A 24,738-nucleotide genomic window follows, 5' to 3' on the forward strand; every position below is an offset into this window, starting at 1 on the left:
GTAGATCTCGTATAACAAGCGAAGCTGTGACACTGCATGGAGGATTAGGAGTTACTGGCAAATGACTAGTCTAGGAGGAGATTCAGAATGAATCCAGTCGTTGGTCTGGATGTTTCAAAAGGGGAAAGTCAAGTTCAGGCATTTTTAGATAAAGGCAAACCATATCGTAAGAGCTTTAAAGTTTCTCATACTGTTGAGGGGCTTAATTCACTTGTAGCGTTTCTTGAGGATGTTAAAAGAGGGTCTGGAAAAAAGCCTTCAGTCATTTTAGAGGCTACTGGGCATTATCAAACTCCAGTCGTTCACTACTTGGAAGAGCGTGGGTATTTATTGATTATCATCAACCCTTTGATTTCATATAAGGCAAGAGGGTCAAGTTTAAGAAAAGTAAAGACCGATGCCATTGATGCCTATCTTCTCTGTGAGTTGTTCTATAAGGAGGAGTTAGAACCATATAAAAAGCGTGGGGTTCAGTTATTAAACCTTCGTAATCTGACAAGACAACATGAAAATATAACGGGCGTTATGATCCAAACAAAGCTGCAATTTCAGGCAGTGCTTGAACAAGTGTTTCCTGAATATAAAGGGGTTTTTGGAGATTTATATTCTGTGGTGTCACTCTTAACTCTTTCAGAGTTCCCTTCTTCAGAAGACATTCTCAAGGCAAGTGAAGAAGCCATTACAGACAAGATATTTGAGTTATGTAAAAGTAGATCTATCAAATGGGCAAATGAAAAAGCCATTCAGCTTAAAGCTGCAGCAGCCCGTAATCCTTTTGAAAAGACTGTTTATCAAAGTCATATTTTAAGCCTAGGTATGTATATAAATATTCTTCTTCAGTACAAAGAGCATCTATCAAAGTTAGAGACAGAGATAGACGCTCTCGCTAAAGAAATTGAAGAATATACTATTATCAAATCTATCCCAGGCATTGGAGAAAAAATCGCGGCAACGATTATTTCTGAAGTTGGTGAAATAGATCGATTTAACCATCCTAAAAAGCTTGTAGCCTTCGCTGGAGTGGATCCTAGTGTATTCGAATCTGGTAAGTTTACAGCTACCAAGAATCGCATCACAAAACGAAGATCTAGTAGACTTCGTCATGCATTATATATGGCAGTTCGCTGTGCCATTCGTGATTGTCGCAAGAAGAAAACGACTGATGAAATTATCCCTCGCAACAAAAAAATGCGTGAGTTTTACGATAAAAAACGTGAAGAAGGAAAGCCTTTTAAAGTGGCTATTATCGCTTGTGTAAATAAGCTCTTACATTGGATTTATGCCTTATTAAAAAATAAAACAACTTTCCAAGATATAGCTTAAAAACTATGTCTAACTAAATAACTCAAAACTTTCCATCCAAGAGAAAACGGAAGGTTATTTGGTATGCGCTTTTTAGTATATCATCGATGATTTTAATCTTTTATCGATGATTTTAATCTTTTATTGAAAAATATTGACAAACTATTAGCTGGTTTAGTTTAAGTGAAAACATTCACAATCTCTTCGCCTTTACCAATTTCCTTTAATCGTGTTGTTCAACAATCTGGCCCGTTTGTTGAATAAGAAAAAATCCTGTTGATGTCAACGGGATTTATGAACAAACTTTATTCAAAATCAACAAAAGTTACATTCTCTGATAACCAGAGTTGTAGTACAAGAGTGTCTAGACTTTTGTGTCATTTTTCGAGAGTGTCTAGAGCTTTGTGTCAAAAAACAAGAGCGTCAGGAGTTTTGTGTCAATAATTATTGACACAAAACTCTAGACCATTAAGAGATAAACCTTGTTGTAATCATGTTTTTATAGTCTGAACTTTTGTGTCACTCGTCATGACGGTTGACACAAAAGTCCTTACTATTTTGACGCAAAAATCTTTACTAAGGTTTTTAAAATTATTTAAATTAATCTTTTTATAATTGTTACTTAACATATTAAAAGATTAATTCTGTAAATTATTTATTATTTTTATATTTACAGGATAGTCAGGGATTTTGTGTCACTTCGCATAGCAGTAAAGACTTTTCTGTCATTTTTTTTGACACAAAAGTCCTTACTTTTTTAGAATAAATGCTAATATAAAAGGATTTAATAGTAAAGACTTTTGTGTCAATCCTCAATAAATGTTCGTTAAATTAAAAATTGCCCTTAATTCGTCAACTTGCAGACTCCCTTCAAGTAAGCCGCAATATAAAATTAATGGCATATGAGCTTAGCTGCCTGTTCAATTAGAGCGCTCGATTGTTGAAAATCACTCAAGCTTCTATTAGCTGGGTTTGTTCAATAAGAAAAGGAGGTGTCGAAGCAACCTTCCTTTATTGAACTAAAGTCCCCTTTCGTTAAAAAAGAATACTCATTATTCATTTATTTCGTAAACTAATTTATCGAATAATTTTCCATCAGTATAAAGCAATATTGCCTATTCTCCTGACTTTGGAATGTTCACACTTGAAGGTGCGTGTGCATCTGCCCCATTATTCTCTCCTCCAAGACCTATCGTCCAACCTGTTGTTATAATTTGATGGACAGTTCCTGTTTCTCTGTGAAAACCAACGACCGTTAGTTCGGTATCTCGGAGGTTTTCAACACCCCAAAGGTGCCACATCCACTTTTGGTCGATGTTTATACTTGGCATATCAGCACCAATAACACCTGATTTATTTTCATTTCCAATAATATTGTCATTGAACATCACGGCTTTTCTATCCCAATCAACTTTATCAAAATCACTTTCTTCGACAAAGTTTGGTATATCTTTAGGTAAGATCAACTTACTTTCAACTGTTTCATTTGAAGAGCAACCCACAACTAAAATAAGCATACTCAAGAAAATAAAAACCATAAATTTTAGTTTCAAAAAATCCTCCCCTTATTTTTTACTTTTATTTCCAACTATAGCATTACTAAATATTCTTGTTAAACCTGTAACATTAGTTTAAATATCATTCTTCACAAACTCACCATACTGAGGTTAATTAATACCAATTTTGATTGAGATTCTTATTCAATTATCTGGCCCTTTAAATAATAAAGACGCGTTCCTAAATAAACGCGCCCTTTAACGGAATAACACAACTTACATAAGTACCATCCCTCCTCAAATTAACATCACCTGTATAAACGTTTCAAACGTACATATCGAGCCAGAAAAAAGAAAATCTCTTAACAAGCAGGAGGTTTTCAACTAATTATAGAAGAAACTTGTTAGAAACAGGAGCATCTGCTTAAAACGAGACAGCTTCTTTACTTGATTTAAAACGCTCTGGGATCTCTGAAACCCTTAACCCACCATCTAGAACTACTAAAATACGTTTACTCAGATTATCATTTCCGGTAATCTTCGCTTTCATAATAACCAACCACGCTACACCGTGCACTTTTGAAACGAGTATAACTTAGCTTGATATCAATACAATAGCCTTTGCTTCCTAAGCAAAGGCTACCTTTTTTGGCGAGTTTCTTCTATACATTTTATTTCTAAAAAAGAAGAAGACTATTTTTTCATTTCAAATAACGCAGCATTTGGCCATAATTTCTTGTCCAAATCATCTAGATAAGGAACTTCTTTGCGTACATCTGGAATAATTGAAAAATCTACGTCATGAATTAGAATACTCTGCTCTGTTGTTGATGCTTCACATAGGACCTCACCGTTCGGAGCAACAAGTTTACTCTTTCCACAGCTTCCCTCATTTACTGTGTTCACGCCAAGAATATAAACCGTATTATCGAGTGCACGTGCAGGAAGTTGAATATCCCATCTTGTTTCAGCCCCGTAGCTCCATACAGAAGGAACAATAATAAGTTCCACACCCTGAAGAGCAAGAATTCGGCTCGGTTCAGGAAATTCAATATCTGCACAAATAAGAACACCTATCTTCCCTTTGGATGTGTCAATTGCATTGTAAGCTCTGTCACCAGGAGTAAAAATTTCCTTCTCCCTTCCCCACAAAAATGATTTCCTATAGGTAGCAATAACTTCCCCTGTTGACTCAATAACTGCTAGAGAAATGTAAAGCTTTCCATTTTCTCCCCCTCTACATAAGGTACGATTAGCACTACTCTTAATTTTTTTGCGAGATTTTGAAATAAGGAAACGGTCTCCCCAGTTGGCACCTCTTGCAACAATTGGAATTGTTCCTTGGATAAATAATAACCACTCACCCAAAGCTCAGGTAATACAATTAGTTCAGCTCCCTGCTTAACTGCCTCTTCCACCATTTCTATACAATTTTCAATATTTTTATCCCTCTAACCAGGGAAAGCTTGCATTTGAACCGCGGCAACTTTCAACATCCAAAGCACATCCTTTTCTAAAATGAATATTTTCAGACTATTTTGAACTTTATATCTAATTTAATCATATTTTATTTTTATTACTCAAGCAATAAAAATTTCTTTTTGTAATTAATTTTGAATTTTTTATTTCAAAAATTCTAAAAATTGTGTATTATGTAATAAAGTTACTCCTGTTTTTGTTTAGATAATTAGTTTTTCGCATTAAAAACGTTTGCAAATTATTATTTTGGGAGGTCTTATATGAAGAAACAACAGAATGAGTTAGAACAGTCGCTCAGTGCTCGTCACATGTCAATGATTGCTATTGGAGGCGTCATCGGTGCAGGACTTTTTGTAGGAAGTGACGTTGCCATACACAAAATCGGGCTTGGTATTTTAAGTTCGATTTAAAAACGTGTAAGAAAATCTCACATAAAGATTGCTTTTTTAAAAAAAGAAGCCCATCATGAAATAAATAATTCTTTTTATTAAAAATTTGAAACATTCATTTTAAATCAGGGGGAAATGTATGAAAAAAGTTAAGATTTCTTTAGCCTACCAAATTTTGATTGGATTAGCATGTGGTATTACAGTTGGAGCTATTTTTTATGGAAATGATCAAGTAGCCACTTATCTGCAGCCTATTGCTGATATTTTTATGCGTGCCATTAAGATGATTGTAGTACCTATTGTAGTTGCATCTATCATTGTTGGTGTTGCTGGAGTAGGAGACTTAAAGAAGATTGGAAAGCTAGGGTTCAAAACTATTCTCTATTTTGAAATTATTACAACGGTCGCTATTGTGGTGGGCTTATTGTTCGGTAATATTTTTCAACCAGGCGCGGGGATCCATATGGATCAATTGTCCAAAACAGATATTACTCAGTATGTAGAAACTACTGAAAATGTGGAGAGTCATAGTTTCGTTGATACATTTGTAAATATTGTTCCAACCAATATTTTTAATGCTTTAGCACAAGGTGACATGTTAGCGATTGTTTTCTTTTCTGTTATATTTGGAACGGGCATAGCAGCAATTGGGGAAAGAGGAAAACCTGTGCTCTCGTTTTTCAAAGGGGTAGGAGATGCCATGTTTTGGGTAACCAATCAAGTAATGAAATTGGCCCCATTTGGTGTATTTGCTTTAATTGGAATTACCGTATCTAAATTTGGTTTATCTTCACTCATTCCCCTCGGAAAGTTAGCTATTCTTGTATATGGAAGTATGTTATTCTTCGTATTAATTGTATTTGGGATTATTGCGAAAATTATAAATATTAAACTCTTTTCTTTAATACGCTTATTAAAAGACGAAATTATGCTTGCTTATTCTACAGCTAGTTCAGAAACGGTCTTACCTCGAGTGATGCAAAAGCTTGAAAGCTATGGATGTCCAAAAGCTATTACATCGTTTGTTATTCCAACTGGCTACACATTTAATTTGGATGGTTCAACATTGTATCAAGCATTAGCAGCTCTTTTTATTGCTCAAATGTATGGAATAGAAATGTCAATTACCCAACAAATTACACTCATGCTTGTTCTAATGTTAACTTCTAAAGGTATTGCTGCTGTTCCAGGCACATCTTTCGTTGTACTATTAGCAACTCTAGGAGCAGTAGGAATTCCTATAGAAGGGTTAGCTTTTATTGCTGGTATTGATAGAATTCTAGATATGGCTCGTACAGCTGTTAATTTAATAGGAAACTCACTAGCAACAGTTGTTATTTCTAAATGGGAGAATCAATTTCAACCTCAAAGAATCCAACCTATCCATACTGCTAATGAAGAAAAGCAGTCTATGATTAGATAAAAATTATTATCATTGTGTTGAATCATTTTTTCGGCAAAAAGCAAATTGATAGTTCAGAGGAAAAAAGCAAACTATCCAAAGATTTGTCCCTACTAAAACAATCAGAAGCAGAATAATTATTGATCCTATCAAAAAGCCTTACCCTTCCACAAAGGAAGAGTAAGGCTTCTTCTTATTCCATTTTCCCTCTTTGGAAAACATCAAAATGGCTCCAGATATCTTCTAATACCTCTAATCGGTCTTGTATATCCTCCTGCTTCTCTTTTCCAACAAACATAATTAAAGCATTAATCAGGCTTAATGGTGCAACAAAGGAGTCAATAAAGCTGGGCATTTGACTAGACACTGTCAACGGAATATCAGCATGAGGAATAAGTGGTGAGAGTAAATTATCAGTAATAGCGATTGTTTTCGCATTTTTTTCTTTTGCAAAGGAAAACATTTGAACCGTGCTCTTCGTATATCGAGAAAAGCTTATACCAATCACCACATCTTCTTCACTTAAATTGTATAATTTTTCTGATGAAGCCTCTAAAGACTGCAACATCTCCACATTATTCAAAACTATTTGAAGATAATACTGTAAAAACACACCAAGGGAAATAGCACTACGGTTAGCGATAACATATACTCTTCTCGCCTGTAATAAGCATTCCACTGCTTTATAAAATTCAGCTTCATCCAATTTCTCCATAGTGGATTTTATATTTGCAATATCATCTTGAAAAACTTCGTAGACCCCTGAATTTCCCCTATTGTATACTTTTTGGGACATTTTCAATCGATCCGTCGTTGTTAGTTGCTGCTGAACAGAACTCTGCATATACTGCTGCATCTCTGGATACCCTGAATAGCCAAGCGAAGTTGCAAACCGTACAACAGTGGCATCACTAACCCCAGCCATTTTCGCCAACTTTCCCACTGTTAAAAAAGGAACCGTTGTTTGATTCTCTAATATATATGTAGCTACTTTTACATGGGACTTACTCATTTCCCCTATTTGTCCAGCGATATTTTGGTAGACATTTGACATAAAAAAGAGTGCTCCTTTTTATAGTATTTTATTTTTAGGAGTATCTTAATCCCTATTATATATGATTATAATTAAACAATAGGTTTTTTCATCCTTTTTTGTCAAGCTAATCTGTAAGGATTAAATGATAAAAAGACCAGATCAAAAGTACAATCACTTTGATCTGGTCTCTTAAAATATAATTCTAACACTCCGTAATTATTTTAAGACTCGTCTAATAGCTTCGTCATGAGCTTCTACAGTTCGAAGAATGTCTTCCTCCGTGTGCACAACAGACATCGAATAACGATTAAGAGGCTTCGTGTAAACGCCCAATTTTAATAACTCATAATCAATTTCTTTTCTTAATTTCGTATCTGCTTGACTCATATCACGATAATTTTTAATTGGATTATCGGATAAGATGATATTAAAGATACTACCCATACCTACTGTTTGCATTTTTAAACCATGTTTTTTGTATACAGCCTCTAGTTGCTTACGTAAGGATTGTGTTTTAGCAAACAACTCATCCATTGTTCCTTCTTGTTCTAATACGTTAATAGTTGCTAAACCAGCAGCTAGTACGGTTGGATGACCATTGTATGTTCCACTATGATATAAAGGATCTTGTTTATCTGTATTTTCTGCTCCAGCTGTTAAAATATCACGCCCGCCTCTAGCTGAGCTAATCATCATAATTTCTTTTTTACCCCCGATAGCCCCTACAGGGAATCCACCACCTAGTACTTTTCCTAAAGCCGTAATATCTGGTTTAATACCATAAATTTTTTGTGCCCCTCCAATGGATATTCTAAACCCTGTTTTTACCTCGTCAAAAATCAACACAATATTAAGTTCCTCTGTCAATTTACGAAGACCATCCATAAATTCTTGTTCAGCAGGAATAAATCCTCCTTGAACTGGTTCTAAAATAACACCTGCTAATTCATGTGCATGGGCACGTAAAATTCTTTCTGTCGCTTCTAAATCATTGAACGGAAGAACGATGGTATTTTCAATGTAGTAATCTGGTAATCCTCTTGATTCTCCAACTGCTTTAGGGGCTGTTGCTTCTCCTGCTTTATCTATATCAGGGTTAACACTCACTAATACTTGATCATATCCCCCATGATAATGCCCTTCAAACTTTGCTATTTTGGATTTTCCAGTATAAGCCACAGCAGTACGAATAGCTAGAAGTGTTGCTTCTAATCCTGAATTCGTATAACGAACCATTTCAATACCAGGATATAATTCTACTAACTTTTCTGCCATTGTTGTTTCCATCTTGTGAGGTGTACCGAAAATAGTTGTACCAGACTCCATCATTTGTTTGGTCACAGCTTCAAATACTTGTTGATGTCCATGACCTAAAATAAGAGCTCCATAACATAATAGATAATCAATATATTCATTACCATCTACATCATATAACTTACTACCTTTTCCCTTTTCCATCATTAATGGGTGTGGATCAAAGTATTTAATATGTGCTGTGACACCACCAGGAATCACTTCACAAGCTTTTTCAAATAATTCAGCTGATTTTTTTGTATTTTCTGACAATAGAGATTTATTTTCTACTACCATAATGAACATCTCCCCTATAAAAATTCAAATTTTTATTCGAAATATTTATTGTGTAACAACAATGGTTTCGTATATTTTTGAATATTCAAGTAATCTTATTTCCATTTAACAACATGTTTGTATAAGAAAGTTTTTGGTAAATCGTGATGAGTTGGTCCAATTCCTGACTGTAATAAATGGTTTCAGAGCTATTCAAGTCAGTTGTTTCAGCAATATGGACTAATTCTTTTTTCAATTGCTTGATTCTGTCTTCTAATTCACTTATCTCTATAGAAGTCATTACAAATTCCCTTCATCATCTATCCTTAACTATTGATAAACAACTATTTTTGTAATCAACATTTATAAGAGAAGAAAAAATTATTTTACGTTTAATAAAACATTCCATTTAAATAGGTATAAATTTTTAGACCCAGCCGCGAAATTCAATTGCTTTAGTCATCCGTTCTAGCCCCACCATATAAGCAGCTAACCTCATATCCACATTCTTTCGGATTGATGTAGTATACACTCTTGAAAATGCCTCCACCAACTTCAGTTCCAACTTCTCATTCACTTCTTGTTCTGACCAATAATAACCTTGATTATTTTGCACCCATTCGAAATAGGAAACAACTACGCCTCCTGCGTTCGCTAACACATCTGGAACAAGCAACACATTGTTCTCCCTCAAAATCTCAGTAGCACGCAATGTTGTCGGTCCATTTGCTGCTTCTACGACAATTTTCGCTTTAATATCATTAGCATTGTGTTCTGTTAGCTGATTTTCAATCGCAGCAGGAATAAGAATATCGCAATCTTGAACTAACAGCTCTCCATTGGTAATTCGATTTTCAAAAAGATTTGTAACACTCCCAAATGAATCTCTATTGTCTAGTAAAAAATTGATATCAAGACCATCAGGATTATACAAAGCGCCCAACGCATCTGATATGCCAACTACTTTTATTCCGACATCATGAAAGAACTTAGCGACATAGCTACCTACATTTCCAAATCCCTGAATAATAACTCGTGCTTCTTTTATAGGTAAACCTATTAATTTTGCTGCTTCTTTGGTTGCGATTACCACTCCTAGCGCTGTTGAAGATTCTCTTCCAAGAGAACCACCCAATGCGATGGGTTTCCCTGTAATAAAACCTGGAGAATCAAATTCACGTATATGACTATACTCATCCATCATCCATGCCATTACTTGAGAATTCGTAAATACATCAGGAGCTGGGATATCTTTCGTTGGCCCCACAATTTGACTAATTGCCCGAACATACCCTCTGCTTAATTTTTCCAATTCTGCAAATGACATTTTACGTGGATCACACTTTATTCCACCTTTTCCTCCACCGTAAGGAACACCCATAATTCCACATTTAATGCTCATCCAAATCGAGAGGGCCTTCACCTCTTCTTCTGTTACATCCGGATGAAAGCGAATGCCACCTTTTGTTGGTCCTACTGCATCGTTATGTTGCGCCCGATAACCTGTAAATACACTTACAGTACCATTATCCATCTTTACAGGAATCCTTACGCTCAAAGATCGAAGAGGCTCTTTCAATAACTCATATTTCCCATCTTTTTCTCTCATTTCTTCTAGCGCCATTTTTATAATTCGCTGTGTACGATTAAGAACATTTAAATTTTCATCAACGGATTGTTCATAGTGCTTTTCGACTTTAGAATTCATTTCTTCTACCCCTTCAGTATAATTTTCAATACGCACATTAAATTGATGAGGAAAAACAAAACCTATAATCTCCACAACTAAAGTAAGTCTTTCTAAATATTGGGTTTTTATTTTTTTAGAAAATCACCCTTCGGATTAATTTAATATTTATTTCATTACAGATTATGATATGAAATAAATATTACAAAGTCAAGTCTAATAAGATGTATTTTTCCATATTTTCCATTGAAAATCCTCAAAGCCATATATATAAATTAATCAATACTAAAAAAGCACTCCAAGAAAATGGAGCGCTTTTTACAAAGCTTATTTACCAGGCACTTCAATCATAATCGCGTCCGGCCACTACCAGAGCAAATCGCCGCAATACCTATACCACCGCCTCTACGTTTCAATTCATAAGCAAGAGTTAAAATGATACGTGCGCCACTGGCCCGATTGGATGGCCGAGAGCAACTGCACCACCATTGACATTTACTTTTTTGGGTCGATTCCAGCTATTGGGGTACGGAAACGATTCTGGGTTTCATGGGCCACTATGGGATTAAATTCCACATAACCTATTTTGATAAGTGTATTTGAGAACCTTTAGAGCCTTTAAAATCAATAAATTGCTTTCTTCTGAATAGGGCAAACCCTAATGAAATAAAAATGGACTGAACGGTAAAACCGAACAGTCCACTTTTATTTATCTTACTTCATTATATATCATAGTGACAGGGTTCTTACCATAGACCGCAAAGCACCATGATGTCAATGATTCTCCTAATTCGAATGCTCTTCTCTGTCCCCTTCGCGCGAGACTGGCAGTTCTTTTCCTCTATTAAAAAAAGACTGGCAGGGAGGTTAACCCCTGTGAACTCAGCGTGAAGTGCCAGGAGACGTTCTCCGGTTCTGGTGCAAAAATTCTAGCTAACTTGAAACTAATCTCTAAATCTTGGACATACTGATACTATCACTCTAAAAAAAGGACGTGATCAGTATGGAAAAGCAAAATCTATTCAAGTGGAAACATTATCAACCTGATATTATTTTATTAACTGTGAGATGGTACCTACGGTACAACCTTAGTTTTCGTGATTTAGTCGAAATGATGGAAGAACGCGGATTATCTATTGCTCATACAACCATCATGCGCTGGGTTCATCAGTATGCTCCTGAATTAGATGAGCGAGTACGGCGTCATCTTAAGCCAACCAATGATTCTTGGCGAGTCGATGAGACGTATGTAAAAGTCAAAGGTCAATGGATGTACCTATATCGTGCCGTTGATTCAGAAGGAAATACGATTGATTTTTATTTAAACAAAACAAGAGATCATAAGGCTGCAAAGCGCTTTTTCAAGAAAGCTTTGCGGTCTTTTCATGTTTCAAAGCCTCGTGTTATCACAGTAGACAAGAACCCATCCTATCCTCTGGCGATTGAAGAGTTGAAGAAAGAGAAAAAGATGCCCGTAGGCATCCAAATAAGGCAAGTAAAATATCTCAATAACATTGTGGAACAAGATCATCGTTTTATTAAAAAGAGAGTTCGTTCGATGTTAGGATTGAAATCTTTTCGGACAGCTACATCTATTCTTTCGGGAATAGAAGCGATGCATATCATTAAAAAAGGACAACTTGCTTTACGGGACAAGTCTGTCCACAATCAAGTGAAGTTCATTCATCAACTATTTGGAATGGCTGCATAAGAACAGATTCCATTAGGAGTCTATATACCTCTTTCAAACAAATGCAATCTTTGCACCAGAACCGATTTTTCTACCGTATTTAATGTAAGTAAAGATACCAAAAGTGCCAGTAGTTTAGTGCGTTCTTTCACAATCTCTTCTATAGTTAAAGGGGTTTCGTCAAACTGACAAAACCTTACCGTTTTATTTTACTAAATCAACGTTTCGTTACTTTTTTTCTTAGCCCCTATATATCGAAAAAAATAAAGATGAGAAAAAGTATAAGAAGAGATGAATCACCACAAAGAATGTAAGAAAAATGATAGTCTAAGTGCATTTAGACTTTATTAAAAGTGATAAATCTTTTTTACAAAGCTACAAATATTCTATTATTTACTTTTCTCCAGAACACCAATAAGTATTTTTTCGATTTCTTGTGCGATACTTTCTAATTCAGTATCGTTTAATAAACCAATCATAGCAGTTGGCTTAGGTAACCCAATTTTTGTTTTTCCTTTTTCTTCATAAATCGTAATTTTACATGGCAGAAAGTATCCTACTAAAGAATTGTGACTAAGAACACGTCCAGCTTCAACTGGATTACAAACTTCAAGAATTCTGTAAGGCGTTGTATAACTACTTACCCCCTTTTTCTGAAGAGTTTCAGTCAAGTTGAGCTGCCAAAGAACACCAAATTTATTTTCTTTTAAATTGTGTTCAATAGATGAAATAGCTTCATCAATTGTTTTATCAGTTACAACTGTATAATGAAAATCCATAAAATCCTCCTCCAATTCTTTTGTAATATTGTTCGCTTTCAAGAAAGATTTATGTACAGACATAGTTGATTAGCATCATCTATAAAATATCTATCCAAATCTTTATGGCTGTACCTAAAATTAAAACAGCTAAAATAGCTTGTAATACTTTGGTATTCATTCTTTTACTAATCTTTGTACCCATAGGCGCTGCGATTAAACCAGCAATAATCACAATAATCGCTGGAAGATACTCCACCTGCCCCTACGATCCCAGAACCAATTCCGACAATGAAAGCGAAACTAGCTGCAAGCGGTTTATTAAAGGTCACTTCATCTAAAGGAATATCATCAATTTGTTTCTTAGGAATAAACATCATAATTACTGCTAATAATGCTAATATCCCGTATACAATGTTTATTTGAACTTCCGTTAATTGTTGTGATCCGAAGCTACCAATGAATGTACCAATTAAGACCGAAATACCCATAATAGTAATTAACGATTTATTTAAATAACCACCCTTTCGAAATCCAATGACACCCACTATGGATACAAATAAGACGTCAAATGCGCTAATTCCGGAAACTTCATGTGCTGTTAGAGCCTGAAATCCGAACAGTGGTGGAATCATCAGAAGCATGGGGTATTTAACAATAGCACCACCGATACCGAGCATCCCAGAAAGAAATGACCCGATGAAACCGATGGCGAACAGAAGTAACACATAATAAATATCCATGTTGTTTCCTTCCTTCTAATATAGTAGAACTAAGTATTATGGAATCCAACCGATTACTTGTAGAGAAAAAAGTGAGTCGAACTACAACTCACTTTTTGTTTTACGATTTTTTAATGAAGAACGTTAATATACCTGCCTCTTCTTTTTGATCTACAATTGTATGTCCTGCTGCGTTTACCCAAGCAGGCATATCTGCTAAAGCTCCTTTATCGGTTACATGAACTTCTAAAATATCTCCTGAATGTAATGTGTCCATTTCTTTTTTTGTACGTACAATTGGCATAGGACAAGACATTCCTTTTACATCTAACACTTTTGTTGATTCCATTTTAAAATTCTCCTTTTTAATAACAATTTTTCACAGATGAAGGAGCGGATTAACACCGTCCCTTTCCTGAATTTATGTGTAAGAATTATACACGCATATTCATTACACTTCATTTAGCGTACTGCACATCGGTTTGGACCGATTTCCATCTCCGTTTGTTCATCGTTGTTAGGAGTAATTTTCCCCATGTTTACTTGACGAATTTGTTGATACGCGTTTGGTTGTGGGGGTAAATTATCCGTTACTGCATGACGGAATTCCTCTTCACTTTCAATATTTAAACCGTGGTTTTCTGCAAATAAATCACCTAGACGTTTTGCCACTGTACCGTCTTCATTCAGTTCATCGATAATCATGAAGTGTGCTGGTAAAACAATTAAGTCTTGTGCTAGTTCACGGTAACGACGATATAATGTCTCGCGAAGATCGCCTACCCAATCTTCTGCAAGACCTGCTAAGTCCGGACGACCGATTGAATCGATGAATAAAATATCACCAGTTAATAAATACCTGCTATCAACGATGAATGACGTTGAACCAATTGTATGACCTGGTGAGTAAAGTGCGCCCACTTCAATTTGAGAGGCACCAATTTTCACTATTAAACCATCTTCAAGAGCTGTGTAATCGAATACGACTTCTTCTGCATCTTTTGGTGGTAAGTAATAAGTAGCCCCTGTTGCCTCAGCGATATGCCGGCCACCTGAGATGTGATCTCCGTGTAAGTGAGTATCAAATACATATTTAATTTCAACATTTTTTTCTTCCGCAAAGTTTGTGAACACTTCTGTGAAACGAACCGCATCAATAATCGCTGCTTCCCCTTCAGAAATCACCATGTAAGAAAGACAGCCTTTCCCTAGACGAACAAATTGATAAAGTTCTCCGCCTCCAGTTAAGTCTCCTACTTTAATTGGTTCAAGATATGAACTCCAAGACTTCATGCCACCTTCAAGGTAGAACACATCGCGACCTACTTCTGCCACCATTTTTGACGAACCTTCTTTTGCACAAACAACTAATATATCTTTATCTGTCGGAAGTTTTGGGATGATTTCATCTACACCATCTAATAAATCGAAATAAGGAATATTTAAATAATCAAAGCTGGGTCCTTCAATTCGCCAGTCTTCATAAGCTCTGTGTTACGTACATCTAAAATAAATAACGGTTGATTTTCAATAACTTTACGAGCAACTTGTGCTGCTGTCATTTTAATGATTGTCATATTCAATTACCCCCATAGGTATTGTTTTTCTGTTTTTTAAGTGGAAGGGTATTTCCTTCCACTAGTATTCCCTTGCTATCTAATATTAGGCGTTGCACAAATTAACTACTTTGGTATTAGAATGTTAATGTTGGTGATGCATCTTTCGCAAATTCAAGGAATGTTACAGCTCCGCCTACTTCAATACCATCAATAAAGTCTTCTTTTGTTAAGCCCATGACGTCCATCGTCATTTGACAACCGATAAATTTCACGCCCATTTCTTGCGCCATTTCTACTAATTGTGAAATGCTCGGTACGTTTGCTTTTGCAAATCCTTCCGCAAAATGTTCTTTTCCTGCTGGCATCGGCAATTGTTGCATAGCTTGTTTATGAATTAAGTTAAGTCCTTCAAATGTGAAGAAGATGGCAACCTCTTTTTCTGTTGCGGCTGCAGCCGTTGCAATATTAAATACTTTATAAGCGTCAAATAATCCACCGTTACTTGCAATAATTGCTACTTTGTTAGACATAATAAAATTCCTCCAGTTAATTTAAGTTTTTATATTTTTTTTGATAAATCGCCGTTCCAAGAACCCATTCCTGGTAAGACGTTATACACTTTCGTAAATCCTTTTTCCGTTAGTTTCTGTGCAGCTAAATCACTGCGTGTTCCTGTACGACAAATCACATAAATTTCTTGATCTTTGTCTAATTCATCTAAACGGTCCTCTAATTCACCCATTGGGATGGATTTAGAACCTTCAATATGGCCAAATGCATATTCTGCTTCTTCACGAACATCTAGAATAATACCACCGTTAGTAGCGCGTTCGATTACTTCTTCATTGGTAATCGTATTTTCAAATTTCTTTTCTAATCCATGGTCATCGCCACTTTTACGGATGTAATGTAGTAATACACCATCTTCTTCTTTAGTGCCAATATAATGGTGTCCAACACTTTCAGACCATGCTTTTAAGTCTGCAATAGAACCTTTGTCTGTAGCTTGCACTTCTAAGATCTGACCATCATTTACATCATTCATTGCCTTTTTCGTTTTAACAATCGGCATTGGACATGCAAGCCCTTTGCAGTCTAACTTTACATCTGCTTTTATTGACATTCCTAAAACCTCCATATACCTAAATGGGTATTATTTTTCCGAAAAAATTATTCAACTTTCCCTTCCCAAGAAAGCATACCACCAGTCATATTTGTTACATCAAAACCTTGACTTTCTAAATATTGTGTTGCTTGACCAGAACGGCAAACCATAATATAAGGTTTATTTTTATCAAGTTCATGCGTACGGAATTCAAGTAATCCAAGTGGAATATTCGTAATGCCAGGAATATGACCTGCTTGTACTTCATCCACTTCACGGACATCAATTAGATTTAGCTTTTCACTATTTTCCATACGTTGTTGAACCTCTTTTTCAGTAATTTCTTTCATTTCATTTTCCCCCTAAATCAATTTTTAACCTCTCCAGGCACTCATGCCACCACGAACATTTGTGACGTTTTCATATCCTATTTTTTTTAATTGTCTGCAAGCTTGTGCACTACGCATTCCACTTTGACAAATCACAATAATTTCTTTGTCTTTTGGAAGTTTCGAAAAATCCGATCCTAATGGAATATTTTTAAACTGACGAATACTTCGAGATTTATATTCGCCAGGTGTTCTTACATCGATAAATACTTTATCTTTATCATTTACTATCCCGTTTAATGCATCTGTCGATATAGTTTTTATTCCTTTAGCGGGTCGCATACGCCAAATGATAAAAACAATCGCAACTGCAATAATTAACCAAATCTCCATTAAATCTCTCCTTATATACCACGAGGGGTATTATTTTATTTAAAATAATACGTCGAACTAGTTAACGACTTTTTACAAATAAATTTACAGCTTCTTGAATTGAATCATTCAGTGCTTGCTCGTCACCCTCTGCATCTTGGATACATTCAAGTAGGTTTTGACTAACGATTAAAGCTATTGTACCATCCACACCAGAACGAACAGCGGAAAGCTGAGTGATGACGGCTTTGCAATCTTTTCCTTCATCCATCATTTTCAATATTCCCCGAGGTTGACCTTCGACTCGTTTAATTCGATTTTTGACTTTATCATCATATGAATTCAATTGTGCCGCCTCCTTCTCAATTGTTTGGTCATTGCTGATAGTCACATCTTATACCCCACAGGGTATAATGTCAACAAAAAAATAGTTTAAATTTAAATTATCCCAAATACATGAACTAATACTTTATATATTTATTAAATAAAACTGTCTGTTACTTTAAGTACAAAATTTCACAAATACTTACAAATCCAATTCCTTTAAAGCATTACTCCACAATATGGCCCGATTGTTGAATAGCATGCCTGGTGTTTTTAAACAACTTTATTGTCAGAGCACAGGTGCCACTTTAATCAAAACGGATAAACTTTGCTTTACATACAAAACTCTAAACCCTGAAAAATTTTCCCTCTTTCTCACCCTATGATACAGTATAGGTACTTAGAAACGTGAAGGGGGATACATACATGATTGACGAAAAATTATATCCAAGGAGCTACAGAATTAATAAAAGATTGTCAGATGGGTACGTGTAAACTCTATTCATCCAGGATATATTGAAACAGCAATGACAAACTATGCTTCAGAAGCAACTGGACGTACGAAAGAAGAATTAAATAATGCATATCCACTAGGAAGAATGGGCAAAACCGAAGAAGTTGCACATGCAGTTGTATTCCTTGCATCTGATGAATCTTCTTTCACAACGGGGGCAGAGTTCGTTATTGACGGTGGAGCTACTGCAAGATAATTCGAGTCGATTTCCTGAATAGCTTATCCCTTTTTTAGCCAAAGAAACAAGCACTCCTATAAGTGCTCGTTTCTTTATTTTGGGATGCTAAAGAATATTATGGTAAGCCATTAGAAGTTGATACAATATTAGTAATTAGAATTCAAAAAGGTGATTTTGTTATTTATTCTAAAACAACTATTTATTATAAGAATTCGTGAACTAATGATGGACAACACAATCTACTTGGTGACGAAGGATTTAAAAATGATACTAGGTATGTAATTGATCATCTTAATAACATAAATTAGGGATAATATCCGAATAAAGTAGCTATAAAAATTGTTTGTACATCCCATAGTTTTAATTATTTTATGAATAAACTTTCGCTGTTATAAGTGTTACGGAGAACCTTATCATAAGTAAGTGAGGTTTCAAATCTAGGTGAAGCAGCATAAACATCATAAAAAATTCGAAAAGGGAATTGGATGTATCCAATTCCCCTCGCTTTTTGATTACAGCATCTTTGTGTTAAAAATCCTTCTTTACCAGAAAAGTTTCCTACAATATTAGTGAAGCATTATTGAGCCGCCGTCAACCATGATTGTTTGACCAGTAATATATTGAGAATCCTCAGAAGCTAAGAATACGGCAACACGGCCGATATCATTTTCTACATCACCAAAACGGCCCATTGGAATTTTGCTTTTAACGCTTTCGTAATATTCAGGCTGTGCTTTAGCCCATGCTTGTACACCTGGAGAGTTAGCGAGTGGACTGATTATGTTTACATTAATACCGAATCTGCCCCATTCGTTTGCTGCTACACGTGATAACCCACGAATCGCTTCTTTAGCAGCAGCATAAGCTGCTTGTGTTTCATGTCCCTCAAGACCCGCACCCGATGCGAAGTTAATGATATTTCCTTTGGATTCCTTCAAGTATGGTAGTGCAGCTTGCATTAAATAAAATGTCGGATAAAATCCAGTACCAAATGATAGATCTAAATCTGCTTGTGTTGTTTCTTCTATTGTTATTTGTTTCGCAGCATGGGCATTATTTACTAAAACATCTAATCTACCGTATTTATCAACAACTGTTTTAATAATTTGACCAAGATTTTCTCGATCCATTAAATCAGCTTGAAGGAACATTGATTGTGGAGAAAAGGCTTGCAATTCTTTTTCCATTTCTTTACCGGTTCCTTCATTTACGTCTACGATAGTTACGATTGCGCCTTCTTTTATCATCGCTTTTGCCATCCCACTGCCGATACCACCAGCACCACCAGTAATAATAACTACTTTATCTTGTAATTTACCCACTCTAAACATCCTCCTAAGTTAAATATTCTTCATGTTCAATAATAAATAATTAATGTAAAATAGAGCCGCCGTCGATGATTAATTCAATTCCAGTAATAAATTTGGATTCGTCAGAAGCTAAATATAGAACTCCCTTCCAGTTTGAAACGGCAGGGAGTTCTTTAAGTTATGCTTGCATTACATGGCTGTTAAGCCGCCATCAACGATGAATTCAGCTCCTGTTGAATAGCTTGACTCATCAGAGGCTAAGTAAACCACTAAGCTTGAAACTTCTTCTGATTGTGCAACACGTTTTAAAGGAATATGTTTAGAGAATTCTTCTACTGCTGCTTTTGTATCTTCTTGAATAACCATTGGGGTTGCAATAACTCCTGGGTGCACAGAGTTTACACGAATTCCGTAATGAGCACCTTCGATTGCAGCTGCTTTTGTCATACCACGTACGGCAAATTTTGTATCTGTATAACCGATTGTACCGGCAACAATTCCATTTATGGATGAAATATTGACGATAGAACCGCCGCCGGCTTTTTGCATAAACGGGATAACGGCCTTCATTCCTAAAAATACGGAAACTTGGTTAATGTCGACGATGCGGCGGTATTCTTCTTCCGTTACCTCTAATATCGATTTTGCCATAGTAATCCCAGCGTTGTTAACTAAAACATTTACCGGACCAAAGGCTTTTTCTGTTTCGGCTACAACCGTTGCCCAATCATCAGCACTTGTGACATTGTGTTTAACGAACAAAGCGTTTTCGCCAAGTTCTGCTGCTAGGGCACTTCCTTTTTCATCATTTAAGTCTGTTAAAACGACTTTCGCACCCTTTTCGATAAATTTCCGTGCATGTGATGCACCCATCCCTTGAGCAGCACCAGTGATAATCGCAATTTTTCCGTCTAAACGAGCCATGTTTTATTCCTCCTATAAATACTATTGTAATAAAATAAAAATAGACGACATTTGTAAATTAACAGATAATGAGAGATTTGTCTAATAAAAAGATTGATGTCATAATTAATAGAACTATTTTTTTAATAAATAATTGGGGGATAACCATAACCTATGACAAAAAAAGAAGACCGCCGCTCCGCGAGGACGCAAAAAAAATTAAAGCATGCATTATTGGAATTATTGAAAGAAAAGGAATTAAACGATCTCTCCATTACAGAGGTAGCGCAATATGCTCAATGTAACCGCGTCACCTTTTATTCGCATTATAGGGATTTACACGCTTTATTAGCTGCGATATTCGATGATTATTTAAAGGAATTAATTACTTACTTTCGTAAAGGCTATCATAATTTAGAGCGCTTTTCGTCAGATGATGAGCACCTACATCTCCCTCTTTTTGAATTTATATATCAAAATCAATTTGTTTTTTCACTCATTTTAAAAGGAGAAGTGGTCCCAGGATCGCAAAATCAATTTTGTGAAAGTATAGTACAAATATCTAGCACCGAACTAAGACTAAGTGAGACAACAGAAATTGAAATTCCTGCATTAAACTATTTTTTAACATATGGAAGCCTCGGCTTTTTTATGTATTGGATTCAGCAGGATTTCAAAGATTCTCCTAAAGTGATGGCGAAAAAATTAGCGTATCTACAAAACAAGATGTTTAAAGAGGCGATTGTTCTTGAAGAATGAAATAAGTGCTTGTGCGTCGCGATCTTTAATGTAGACAATATAAATTCGGAATTAGCCAGTGGGATTAGAACTTACAGATCTAATTCCAAATAAAACCCGATTTTCGGAGACTCTAAATAAGAGGCCCAAAATTGGGTTTTGATATTTCAATATGATTTTTCAGCTTTTATTGAATACTTCGAGACTAAGGTTAACTTTGGAAAGAAGATAGAGATTTTATGATAAAAAAACCTCATTTAGATGAGTCACGGTGAACCATATCATAAGTAAATGAGGTATTTATTAAAAGGAGAAATATCAGGTTTTGGTGCAAATACTTAAAGAAAATATAAAAAAGCGAAAGATTTCTAGTGACCCCTGGTCTTAAGTAACTAGTCCAAACAGTTGATGGATGAATTCTTTTTGATTTTGGACAGACTTCTCCCTTTGGAGAGTCTGTCCTTTTTTAGAGTAATAGTATCAGTATGTCCAAGTTTGGAAGATTACTTGCATCTGTTTTGAAATTTTTGCACCAGAACCCTTTTTTACATATTTAAGAGTATTTGTTGCCTCTTTCGGAATAACAAAGCTAGTTTTAATTTTTCTTACGACTTTTTTTCCTGATTGCCAAACTTTTTTTCCTTTTTTCACGACCCATTTGCCAGCAGTTTCGAATTTTTTATAATCCCTAAAAGGGTATCATGTATTTTCTCTTTCTTATTTTTTATTCTAAAACTCCAGTTCGCTCAACAATAGTTATAATCCTCTACAACCAGCTTACCAACTACCTCATATCATTATTGGAAACGTACAATTTATCGGTAGTTTTCAATATGTATTATTTCCGATGAACATATGTAGGAATAACAAATGAACCTGCTATTGAACAAAATTGCTCGACAGCAGGTTCTTTTCAAGTATATAGTCCCTATTGAAAAATATCCCTGTTCTTGTTTTAGTTTAAATCACTCTTCTTTGAGTCAGAAATTCTTTTACTAAGTAGGCCGATTGAGGGAAGTGCAATCCTACTTGCCAAGCTCCAAGCCCCCTTAAACGATAATCTACAACCAATTGCAGCTTTTGGGCACGAGCCCTCGAGTCTTCGAACCAAACGATATGTCTTGTACCCGCCTCGTCTCGATAGCTAAAGAAAGGCTGCTGATCTGCAACGGAATATTGAATGGGAACTTGATATTTCATAGCTGTCTCAATAGCAGAGGCAACGGAAACAGCACGTGCACTTAAAGCAGTTCCATTTGACATCGTCCAGTCATATCCATAACGTGGGACCCCAAGGATGATTTTATTCCCTCTCATAAATCTTTGAGCAAACTCGATGGTTTTCCTTACTTCTTGTATAGGAGCGACAGGACCCGGCGGACTGCTCACTTCATGCCAGTCATAGGCCATAATAAAAACAAAGTCAACAGCAGATCCAATGCCTCCGTAATCATATCCTTTCAACCAAGGTATTTCATCACTTGTTTTCGCTGGTACGGCTACAGAAGTATAATATCCTTCAGGCTTTAATCGATCTCGTAACGCACGCAAGAAACCGCTGTACATATCTCTTTCTCCTTCACGGATTCTTTCAAAGTCAATATTTACTCCGGCATAATTTTTTGTCTTCACCAAATTGTAAATATTATTAATAACTTGTTGTCTTACCTCCGGATTATTTAATACTTTCCTGGTTAATTCAGGGCTGAATCCAGTCTCTGTTAAATTTGTAATTACTGCAAGAGGGGCGACTTTATTTTCCCTTAATAATCTGATAAGTTGTTGATCATCAAGTGTACTTAAGCTTCCATCTTCAAGAATATGATGTTCAAATACACCAAAATACGTATTAATTGAAGCAAATGTCTCGACATTGGCTATATTCTTTTCTGGGGTAGAAGGCGTGATATAACTGAGTCCTTCTGCTTCATACTTAAGTCTTGGCGGCAAATAGATATTCATCCCAACCATCAATTCATCAAAGTGAAGCCTATTATATAAGCGGATTGTTTCAATTGGGACCAAAGCCATTTGAGAGATCGTGTATAGCGAATCTCCAGGCTGGACAATATACACATCTGTCGGAATGAGTAGGTCCTGCCCTGGTACCAAGCGATCTGTTTTTAAACCGTTCAGGATTCTTATACTATCCATATTAATTCGATATTTCGTCGAAATGGAATATAAAGTGTCCCCCGTTTTAACAATGTAAATAAACATATGGCACCTCTTTCATATATAAATCTCAGTTTATGAACCTGTATAATCCCCACCTTACCGCCTTTAAGGAAACTCAAAAAAATAAAGAGATTAGCCCCACTGCAGAAAACTCCTCTTTATAACAAAAATTATATGTAGATGTATTTTTTTAATGATTATAAGCGGCTTTCAAAAGCAATTCTTAGAAAAGAGGTTCTGGTGCAAAAATTTCAAAACAGATAAATGAGGTTTTTCTCAAAACTATTTGGAGGTTCATCAGAAAAGGAGATAGAAAAAATGCCAAACGGAAAATTAAAAATTGGGATCATTTTAGGAAGCACATGGCAAGGACGTGTGAGCCCACAAGTTGGAAAATGGGTAAAGGGGATTGCTGATAAGCGAGGAGATGCAGATTATGAAATCGTCGATATCGCGGATTACAACCTACCATTTTTGGGGATAACTGATGGTTCAGAAGCAGGACCTTGGAACGAAAAACTTGCTAGTCTAGATGGTTTTGTTTTTATTGTTCAGGAATACAACCATAGCATTACAGGTGCTTTAAAAAATGCACTAGATTTTGCTCGAGAAAATTGGTACAACAAGGCAGCAGGAATCGTAAGTTATGGTTCAACAGGTGGAGCACGAGCTGCTGAACATTTGCGTGGAATCTGCGCAGAATTGAAAATAGCAGATGTACGGACACATCCAACCCTCTCCTTATTTACAGATTTTAGAAAAATGAGTGAATTCAAACCAGCTGAACACCACCTTAACAACGTTAATGCAATGCTTGAAGAAGTAGTTGCCTGGAGTGGTGCATTAAAAACTTTGCGATAAAACCTGAAACGATTTTAAAAAGGAATCAAAAATGAAGATTTTGAACTAAGTCGGTCATAAAACAGCTGATTCTTCTTTCTTGTGTTTTAAAACACATATCGCGATGAGCGATGAACGCATTATTACGGCTGCAATGGTCACAACTGGTAAAAAAAGTTACGGGAAATACCTACAAGAATTAGTCGAGAAAAGTAAAGAAACGGGTATGGAAATAGAAACAGTCATTGGTGATACGGCGTACTCAGAAAAAGAAAATACTCAATATGCAAGCCAAAATGAACTCCAATTAATTGCGAAATTAAATCCTAATACCACACATGGTATTAGAAAAAAGGAGAATGAATTTGAGTTCAATAAAGATGCGGGCATGTATGTTTTTAAAGCAGGGCATTTAGCTATACGTAATGCACGTACAGGCTAGAAAGGTATTAATAAAAATCAAAAAGACACTTATATGTTTGATATTGAAAAATGTGAAGTATGTACATTCCGTAACGGATGTTATAAGGAAGGTGCAAAAAGCAAGACGTACTCTGTCACAATCAAATCAACCGAGCATCGCGAACAAGAAGCGTTTCAAGATAGTGAAGAATTTAAAACGTTAGCGAAAAAAAGATATAAAATTGAGGCGAAGAACAGTAAGCTCAAACACAGACACGGGTATGATGAGGCATCATTAGCGGGTCTATTTGGTATGGCAATCCAAGGCACAACAGCCATTTTCGCAGTTAACCTCAAGCGAATTCTCACGTTAATTAAAGACGAAAAGTAACTAAACATAAAAGAAATAGATTCCTTTCTTGTTCGAAAATCAAACAGGAAGGGATTTATTTGGTT

The 24,738-nt window shown here is 35.7% G+C and carries 25 protein-coding genes and 4 pseudogenes; 8 read left to right on the plus strand and 21 right to left on the minus strand.

The features are described 5' to 3' along the window. The first annotated feature begins 87 nt into the window (after window positions 1-87). Window positions 88-1,323: an IS110 family RNA-guided transposase gene (locus tag BAOM_RS12590; protein ID WP_127760551.1), complete on the plus strand. Its 1,236-nt coding sequence runs from the start codon at window positions 88-90 to the stop codon at window positions 1,321-1,323. Between the two features lie 1,094 nt (window positions 1,324-2,417). On the opposite strand, the gene BAOM_RS12595 is transcribed toward BAOM_RS12590, so the two are convergent. The 3 genes from BAOM_RS12595 to BAOM_RS25545 form a co-directional block, all read right to left on the minus strand. Then, the gene (locus tag BAOM_RS12595) at window positions 2,418-2,855 is read right to left on the minus strand and encodes a hypothetical protein (protein ID WP_257467241.1); all 438 of its coding nucleotides are present in this window, start codon (window positions 2,853-2,855) and stop codon (window positions 2,418-2,420) included. A 636-nt stretch (window positions 2,856-3,491) separates the two neighbouring features. After that, window positions 3,492-4,088: a nitrilase-related carbon-nitrogen hydrolase gene (locus BAOM_RS12600; RefSeq protein WP_373995341.1), complete on the minus strand. Its 597-nt coding sequence runs from the start codon at window positions 4,086-4,088 to the stop codon at window positions 3,492-3,494. Next, entirely contained in the window at window positions 4,001-4,219 is a 219-nt protein-coding gene (locus BAOM_RS25545) for a nitrilase-related carbon-nitrogen hydrolase (RefSeq protein WP_373995297.1), read from the minus strand. The genes BAOM_RS12600 and BAOM_RS25545 overlap by 88 nt, the downstream gene beginning before the upstream one ends. 318 nt (window positions 4,220-4,537) lie before the next feature. Here BAOM_RS25545 and BAOM_RS24420 point away from each other — a divergent pair, with 318 nt between their 5' ends. Together BAOM_RS24420 and BAOM_RS12605 are read left to right on the plus strand one after the other, a co-directional pair. Further along, window positions 4,538-4,687: a hypothetical protein gene (locus BAOM_RS24420; RefSeq protein WP_164853215.1), complete on the plus strand. Its 150-nt coding sequence runs from the start codon at window positions 4,538-4,540 to the stop codon at window positions 4,685-4,687. Window positions 4,688-4,805: 118 nt separating this feature from the next. Continuing rightward, window positions 4,806-6,089 carry a cation:dicarboxylate symporter family transporter gene (locus BAOM_RS12605; protein ID WP_127760552.1) on the plus strand — a complete coding sequence of 428 codons (1,284 nt, stop codon included), beginning with the start codon at window positions 4,806-4,808 and terminating at the stop codon, window positions 6,087-6,089. A 172-nt stretch (window positions 6,090-6,261) separates the two neighbouring features. On the opposite strand, the gene BAOM_RS12610 is transcribed toward BAOM_RS12605, so the two are convergent. The 5 genes and pseudogenes from BAOM_RS12610 to BAOM_RS12630 all read right to left on the minus strand — a co-directional run. Continuing rightward, the gene (locus BAOM_RS12610) at window positions 6,262-7,122 is read right to left on the minus strand and encodes a MurR/RpiR family transcriptional regulator (protein WP_127760553.1); all 861 of its coding nucleotides are present in this window, start codon (window positions 7,120-7,122) and stop codon (window positions 6,262-6,264) included. Window positions 7,123-7,320: 198 nt separating this feature from the next. Beyond that, window positions 7,321-8,694 carry an aspartate aminotransferase family protein gene (locus BAOM_RS12615; protein WP_127760554.1) on the minus strand — a complete coding sequence of 458 codons (1,374 nt, stop codon included), beginning with the start codon at window positions 8,692-8,694 and terminating at the stop codon, window positions 7,321-7,323. Between the two features lie 85 nt (window positions 8,695-8,779). Further along, a complete protein-coding gene (locus BAOM_RS12620) occupies window positions 8,780-8,974 on the minus strand; it encodes an aspartyl-phosphate phosphatase Spo0E family protein (protein WP_127760555.1) in 195 nt (64 codons plus the stop codon). Between the two features lie 126 nt (window positions 8,975-9,100). Further along, window positions 9,101-10,381, minus strand: coding sequence for a Glu/Leu/Phe/Val family dehydrogenase (locus BAOM_RS12625; RefSeq protein ID WP_127760556.1), 1,281 nt, complete (start codon window positions 10,379-10,381; stop codon window positions 9,101-9,103). Window positions 10,382-10,707: 326 nt separating this feature from the next. Next, a pseudogene (locus tag BAOM_RS12630) lies at window positions 10,708-10,868 on the minus strand (acetyl-CoA C-acyltransferase); the annotation flags it as partial. 495 nt (window positions 10,869-11,363) lie between these two features. Here BAOM_RS12630 and BAOM_RS12635 point away from each other — a divergent pair. Continuing rightward, the gene (locus BAOM_RS12635) at window positions 11,364-12,071 is read left to right on the plus strand and encodes an IS6 family transposase (protein WP_127760557.1); all 708 of its coding nucleotides are present in this window, start codon (window positions 11,364-11,366) and stop codon (window positions 12,069-12,071) included. Window positions 12,072-12,439: 368 nt separating this feature from the next. Here the strand turns inward: BAOM_RS12635 and BAOM_RS12640 are convergent, their stop codons facing one another. The 9 genes and pseudogenes from BAOM_RS12640 to BAOM_RS12680 form a co-directional block, all read right to left on the minus strand. Continuing rightward, window positions 12,440-12,829: a DUF302 domain-containing protein gene (locus BAOM_RS12640; protein ID WP_127760558.1), complete on the minus strand. Its 390-nt coding sequence runs from the start codon at window positions 12,827-12,829 to the stop codon at window positions 12,440-12,442. 79 nt (window positions 12,830-12,908) lie between these two features. Next, window positions 12,909-13,551 (minus strand): annotated as a pseudogene (locus BAOM_RS12645) (sulfite exporter TauE/SafE family protein). 100 nt (window positions 13,552-13,651) lie between these two features. Beyond that, window positions 13,652-13,879: a sulfurtransferase TusA family protein gene (locus BAOM_RS12650; protein ID WP_127760559.1), complete on the minus strand. Its 228-nt coding sequence runs from the start codon at window positions 13,877-13,879 to the stop codon at window positions 13,652-13,654. Between the two features lie 113 nt (window positions 13,880-13,992). Further along, a pseudogene (locus BAOM_RS12655) lies at window positions 13,993-15,107 on the minus strand (MBL fold metallo-hydrolase). 116 nt (window positions 15,108-15,223) lie between these two features. Beyond that, window positions 15,224-15,619 (minus strand): DsrE/DsrF/DrsH-like family protein, encoded by a 396-nt coding sequence (locus BAOM_RS12660; RefSeq protein ID WP_127760560.1) that lies wholly within the window; start codon window positions 15,617-15,619, stop codon window positions 15,224-15,226. A 29-nt stretch (window positions 15,620-15,648) separates the two neighbouring features. Further along, complete coding sequence (locus BAOM_RS12665; RefSeq protein ID WP_180319783.1) at window positions 15,649-16,212, minus strand: sulfurtransferase TusA family protein; 564 nt, start codon at window positions 16,210-16,212, stop codon at window positions 15,649-15,651. A 47-nt stretch (window positions 16,213-16,259) separates the two neighbouring features. Beyond that, entirely contained in the window at window positions 16,260-16,544 is a 285-nt protein-coding gene (locus BAOM_RS12670) for a rhodanese-like domain-containing protein (protein ID WP_127760562.1), read from the minus strand. A 24-nt stretch (window positions 16,545-16,568) separates the two neighbouring features. Next, the gene (locus tag BAOM_RS12675; protein WP_127760563.1) at window positions 16,569-16,916 is read right to left on the minus strand and encodes a rhodanese-like domain-containing protein; all 348 of its coding nucleotides are present in this window, start codon (window positions 16,914-16,916) and stop codon (window positions 16,569-16,571) included. 61 nt (window positions 16,917-16,977) lie between these two features. Then, entirely contained in the window at window positions 16,978-17,286 is a 309-nt protein-coding gene (locus BAOM_RS12680; RefSeq protein WP_306821256.1) for a metal-sensitive transcriptional regulator, read from the minus strand. Between the two features lie 406 nt (window positions 17,287-17,692). On the opposite strand from BAOM_RS12680, the gene BAOM_RS12685 reads away from it, so the two are divergent. After that, window positions 17,693-17,929, plus strand: a complete 237-nt coding sequence (locus BAOM_RS12685; protein WP_257467708.1) for an SDR family NAD(P)-dependent oxidoreductase — start codon at window positions 17,693-17,695, stop codon at window positions 17,927-17,929. Window positions 17,930-18,477: 548 nt separating this feature from the next. Here the strand turns inward: BAOM_RS12685 and BAOM_RS12690 are convergent. Beyond that, the gene (locus BAOM_RS12690; protein ID WP_127760565.1) at window positions 18,478-19,233 is read right to left on the minus strand and encodes an SDR family NAD(P)-dependent oxidoreductase; all 756 of its coding nucleotides are present in this window, start codon (window positions 19,231-19,233) and stop codon (window positions 18,478-18,480) included. A 177-nt stretch (window positions 19,234-19,410) separates the two neighbouring features. Next, window positions 19,411-20,145: a glucose 1-dehydrogenase gene (locus tag BAOM_RS12695; protein WP_127760566.1), complete on the minus strand. Its 735-nt coding sequence runs from the start codon at window positions 20,143-20,145 to the stop codon at window positions 19,411-19,413. A 153-nt stretch (window positions 20,146-20,298) separates the two neighbouring features. On the opposite strand from BAOM_RS12695, the gene BAOM_RS12700 reads away from it, so the two are divergent. Further along, the gene (locus tag BAOM_RS12700; protein ID WP_127760567.1) at window positions 20,299-20,883 is read left to right on the plus strand and encodes a TetR/AcrR family transcriptional regulator; all 585 of its coding nucleotides are present in this window, start codon (window positions 20,299-20,301) and stop codon (window positions 20,881-20,883) included. A gap of 459 nt (window positions 20,884-21,342) precedes the next feature. Here the strand turns inward: BAOM_RS12700 and BAOM_RS24425 are convergent, their stop codons facing one another. Both BAOM_RS24425 and BAOM_RS12705 read right to left on the minus strand, forming a co-directional pair. Next, on the minus strand, window positions 21,343-21,513 hold the full coding sequence (locus BAOM_RS24425; protein ID WP_164853216.1) for a hypothetical protein: 171 nt from the start codon (window positions 21,511-21,513) through the stop codon (window positions 21,343-21,345). Between the two features lie 309 nt (window positions 21,514-21,822). Next, window positions 21,823-23,082, minus strand: a complete 1,260-nt coding sequence (locus BAOM_RS12705; RefSeq protein WP_127760568.1) for a glycosyl hydrolase family 18 protein — start codon at window positions 23,080-23,082, stop codon at window positions 21,823-21,825. Between the two features lie 222 nt (window positions 23,083-23,304). Here BAOM_RS12705 and BAOM_RS12710 point away from each other — a divergent pair, with 222 nt between their 5' ends. Both BAOM_RS12710 and BAOM_RS12715 read left to right on the plus strand, forming a co-directional pair. Next, window positions 23,305-23,901, plus strand: a complete 597-nt coding sequence (locus BAOM_RS12710; protein ID WP_127760569.1) for an NADPH-dependent FMN reductase — start codon at window positions 23,305-23,307, stop codon at window positions 23,899-23,901. 49 nt (window positions 23,902-23,950) lie between these two features. Then, window positions 23,951-24,673 (plus strand): annotated as a pseudogene (locus BAOM_RS12715) (transposase); the annotation flags it as partial. Between the last annotated feature and the right edge of the window lie 65 nt (window positions 24,674-24,738).

Source organism: Peribacillus asahii, from assembly GCF_004006295.1.
GTDB classification, from domain to species: domain Bacteria; phylum Bacillota; class Bacilli; order Bacillales; family DSM-1321; genus Peribacillus; species Peribacillus asahii_A.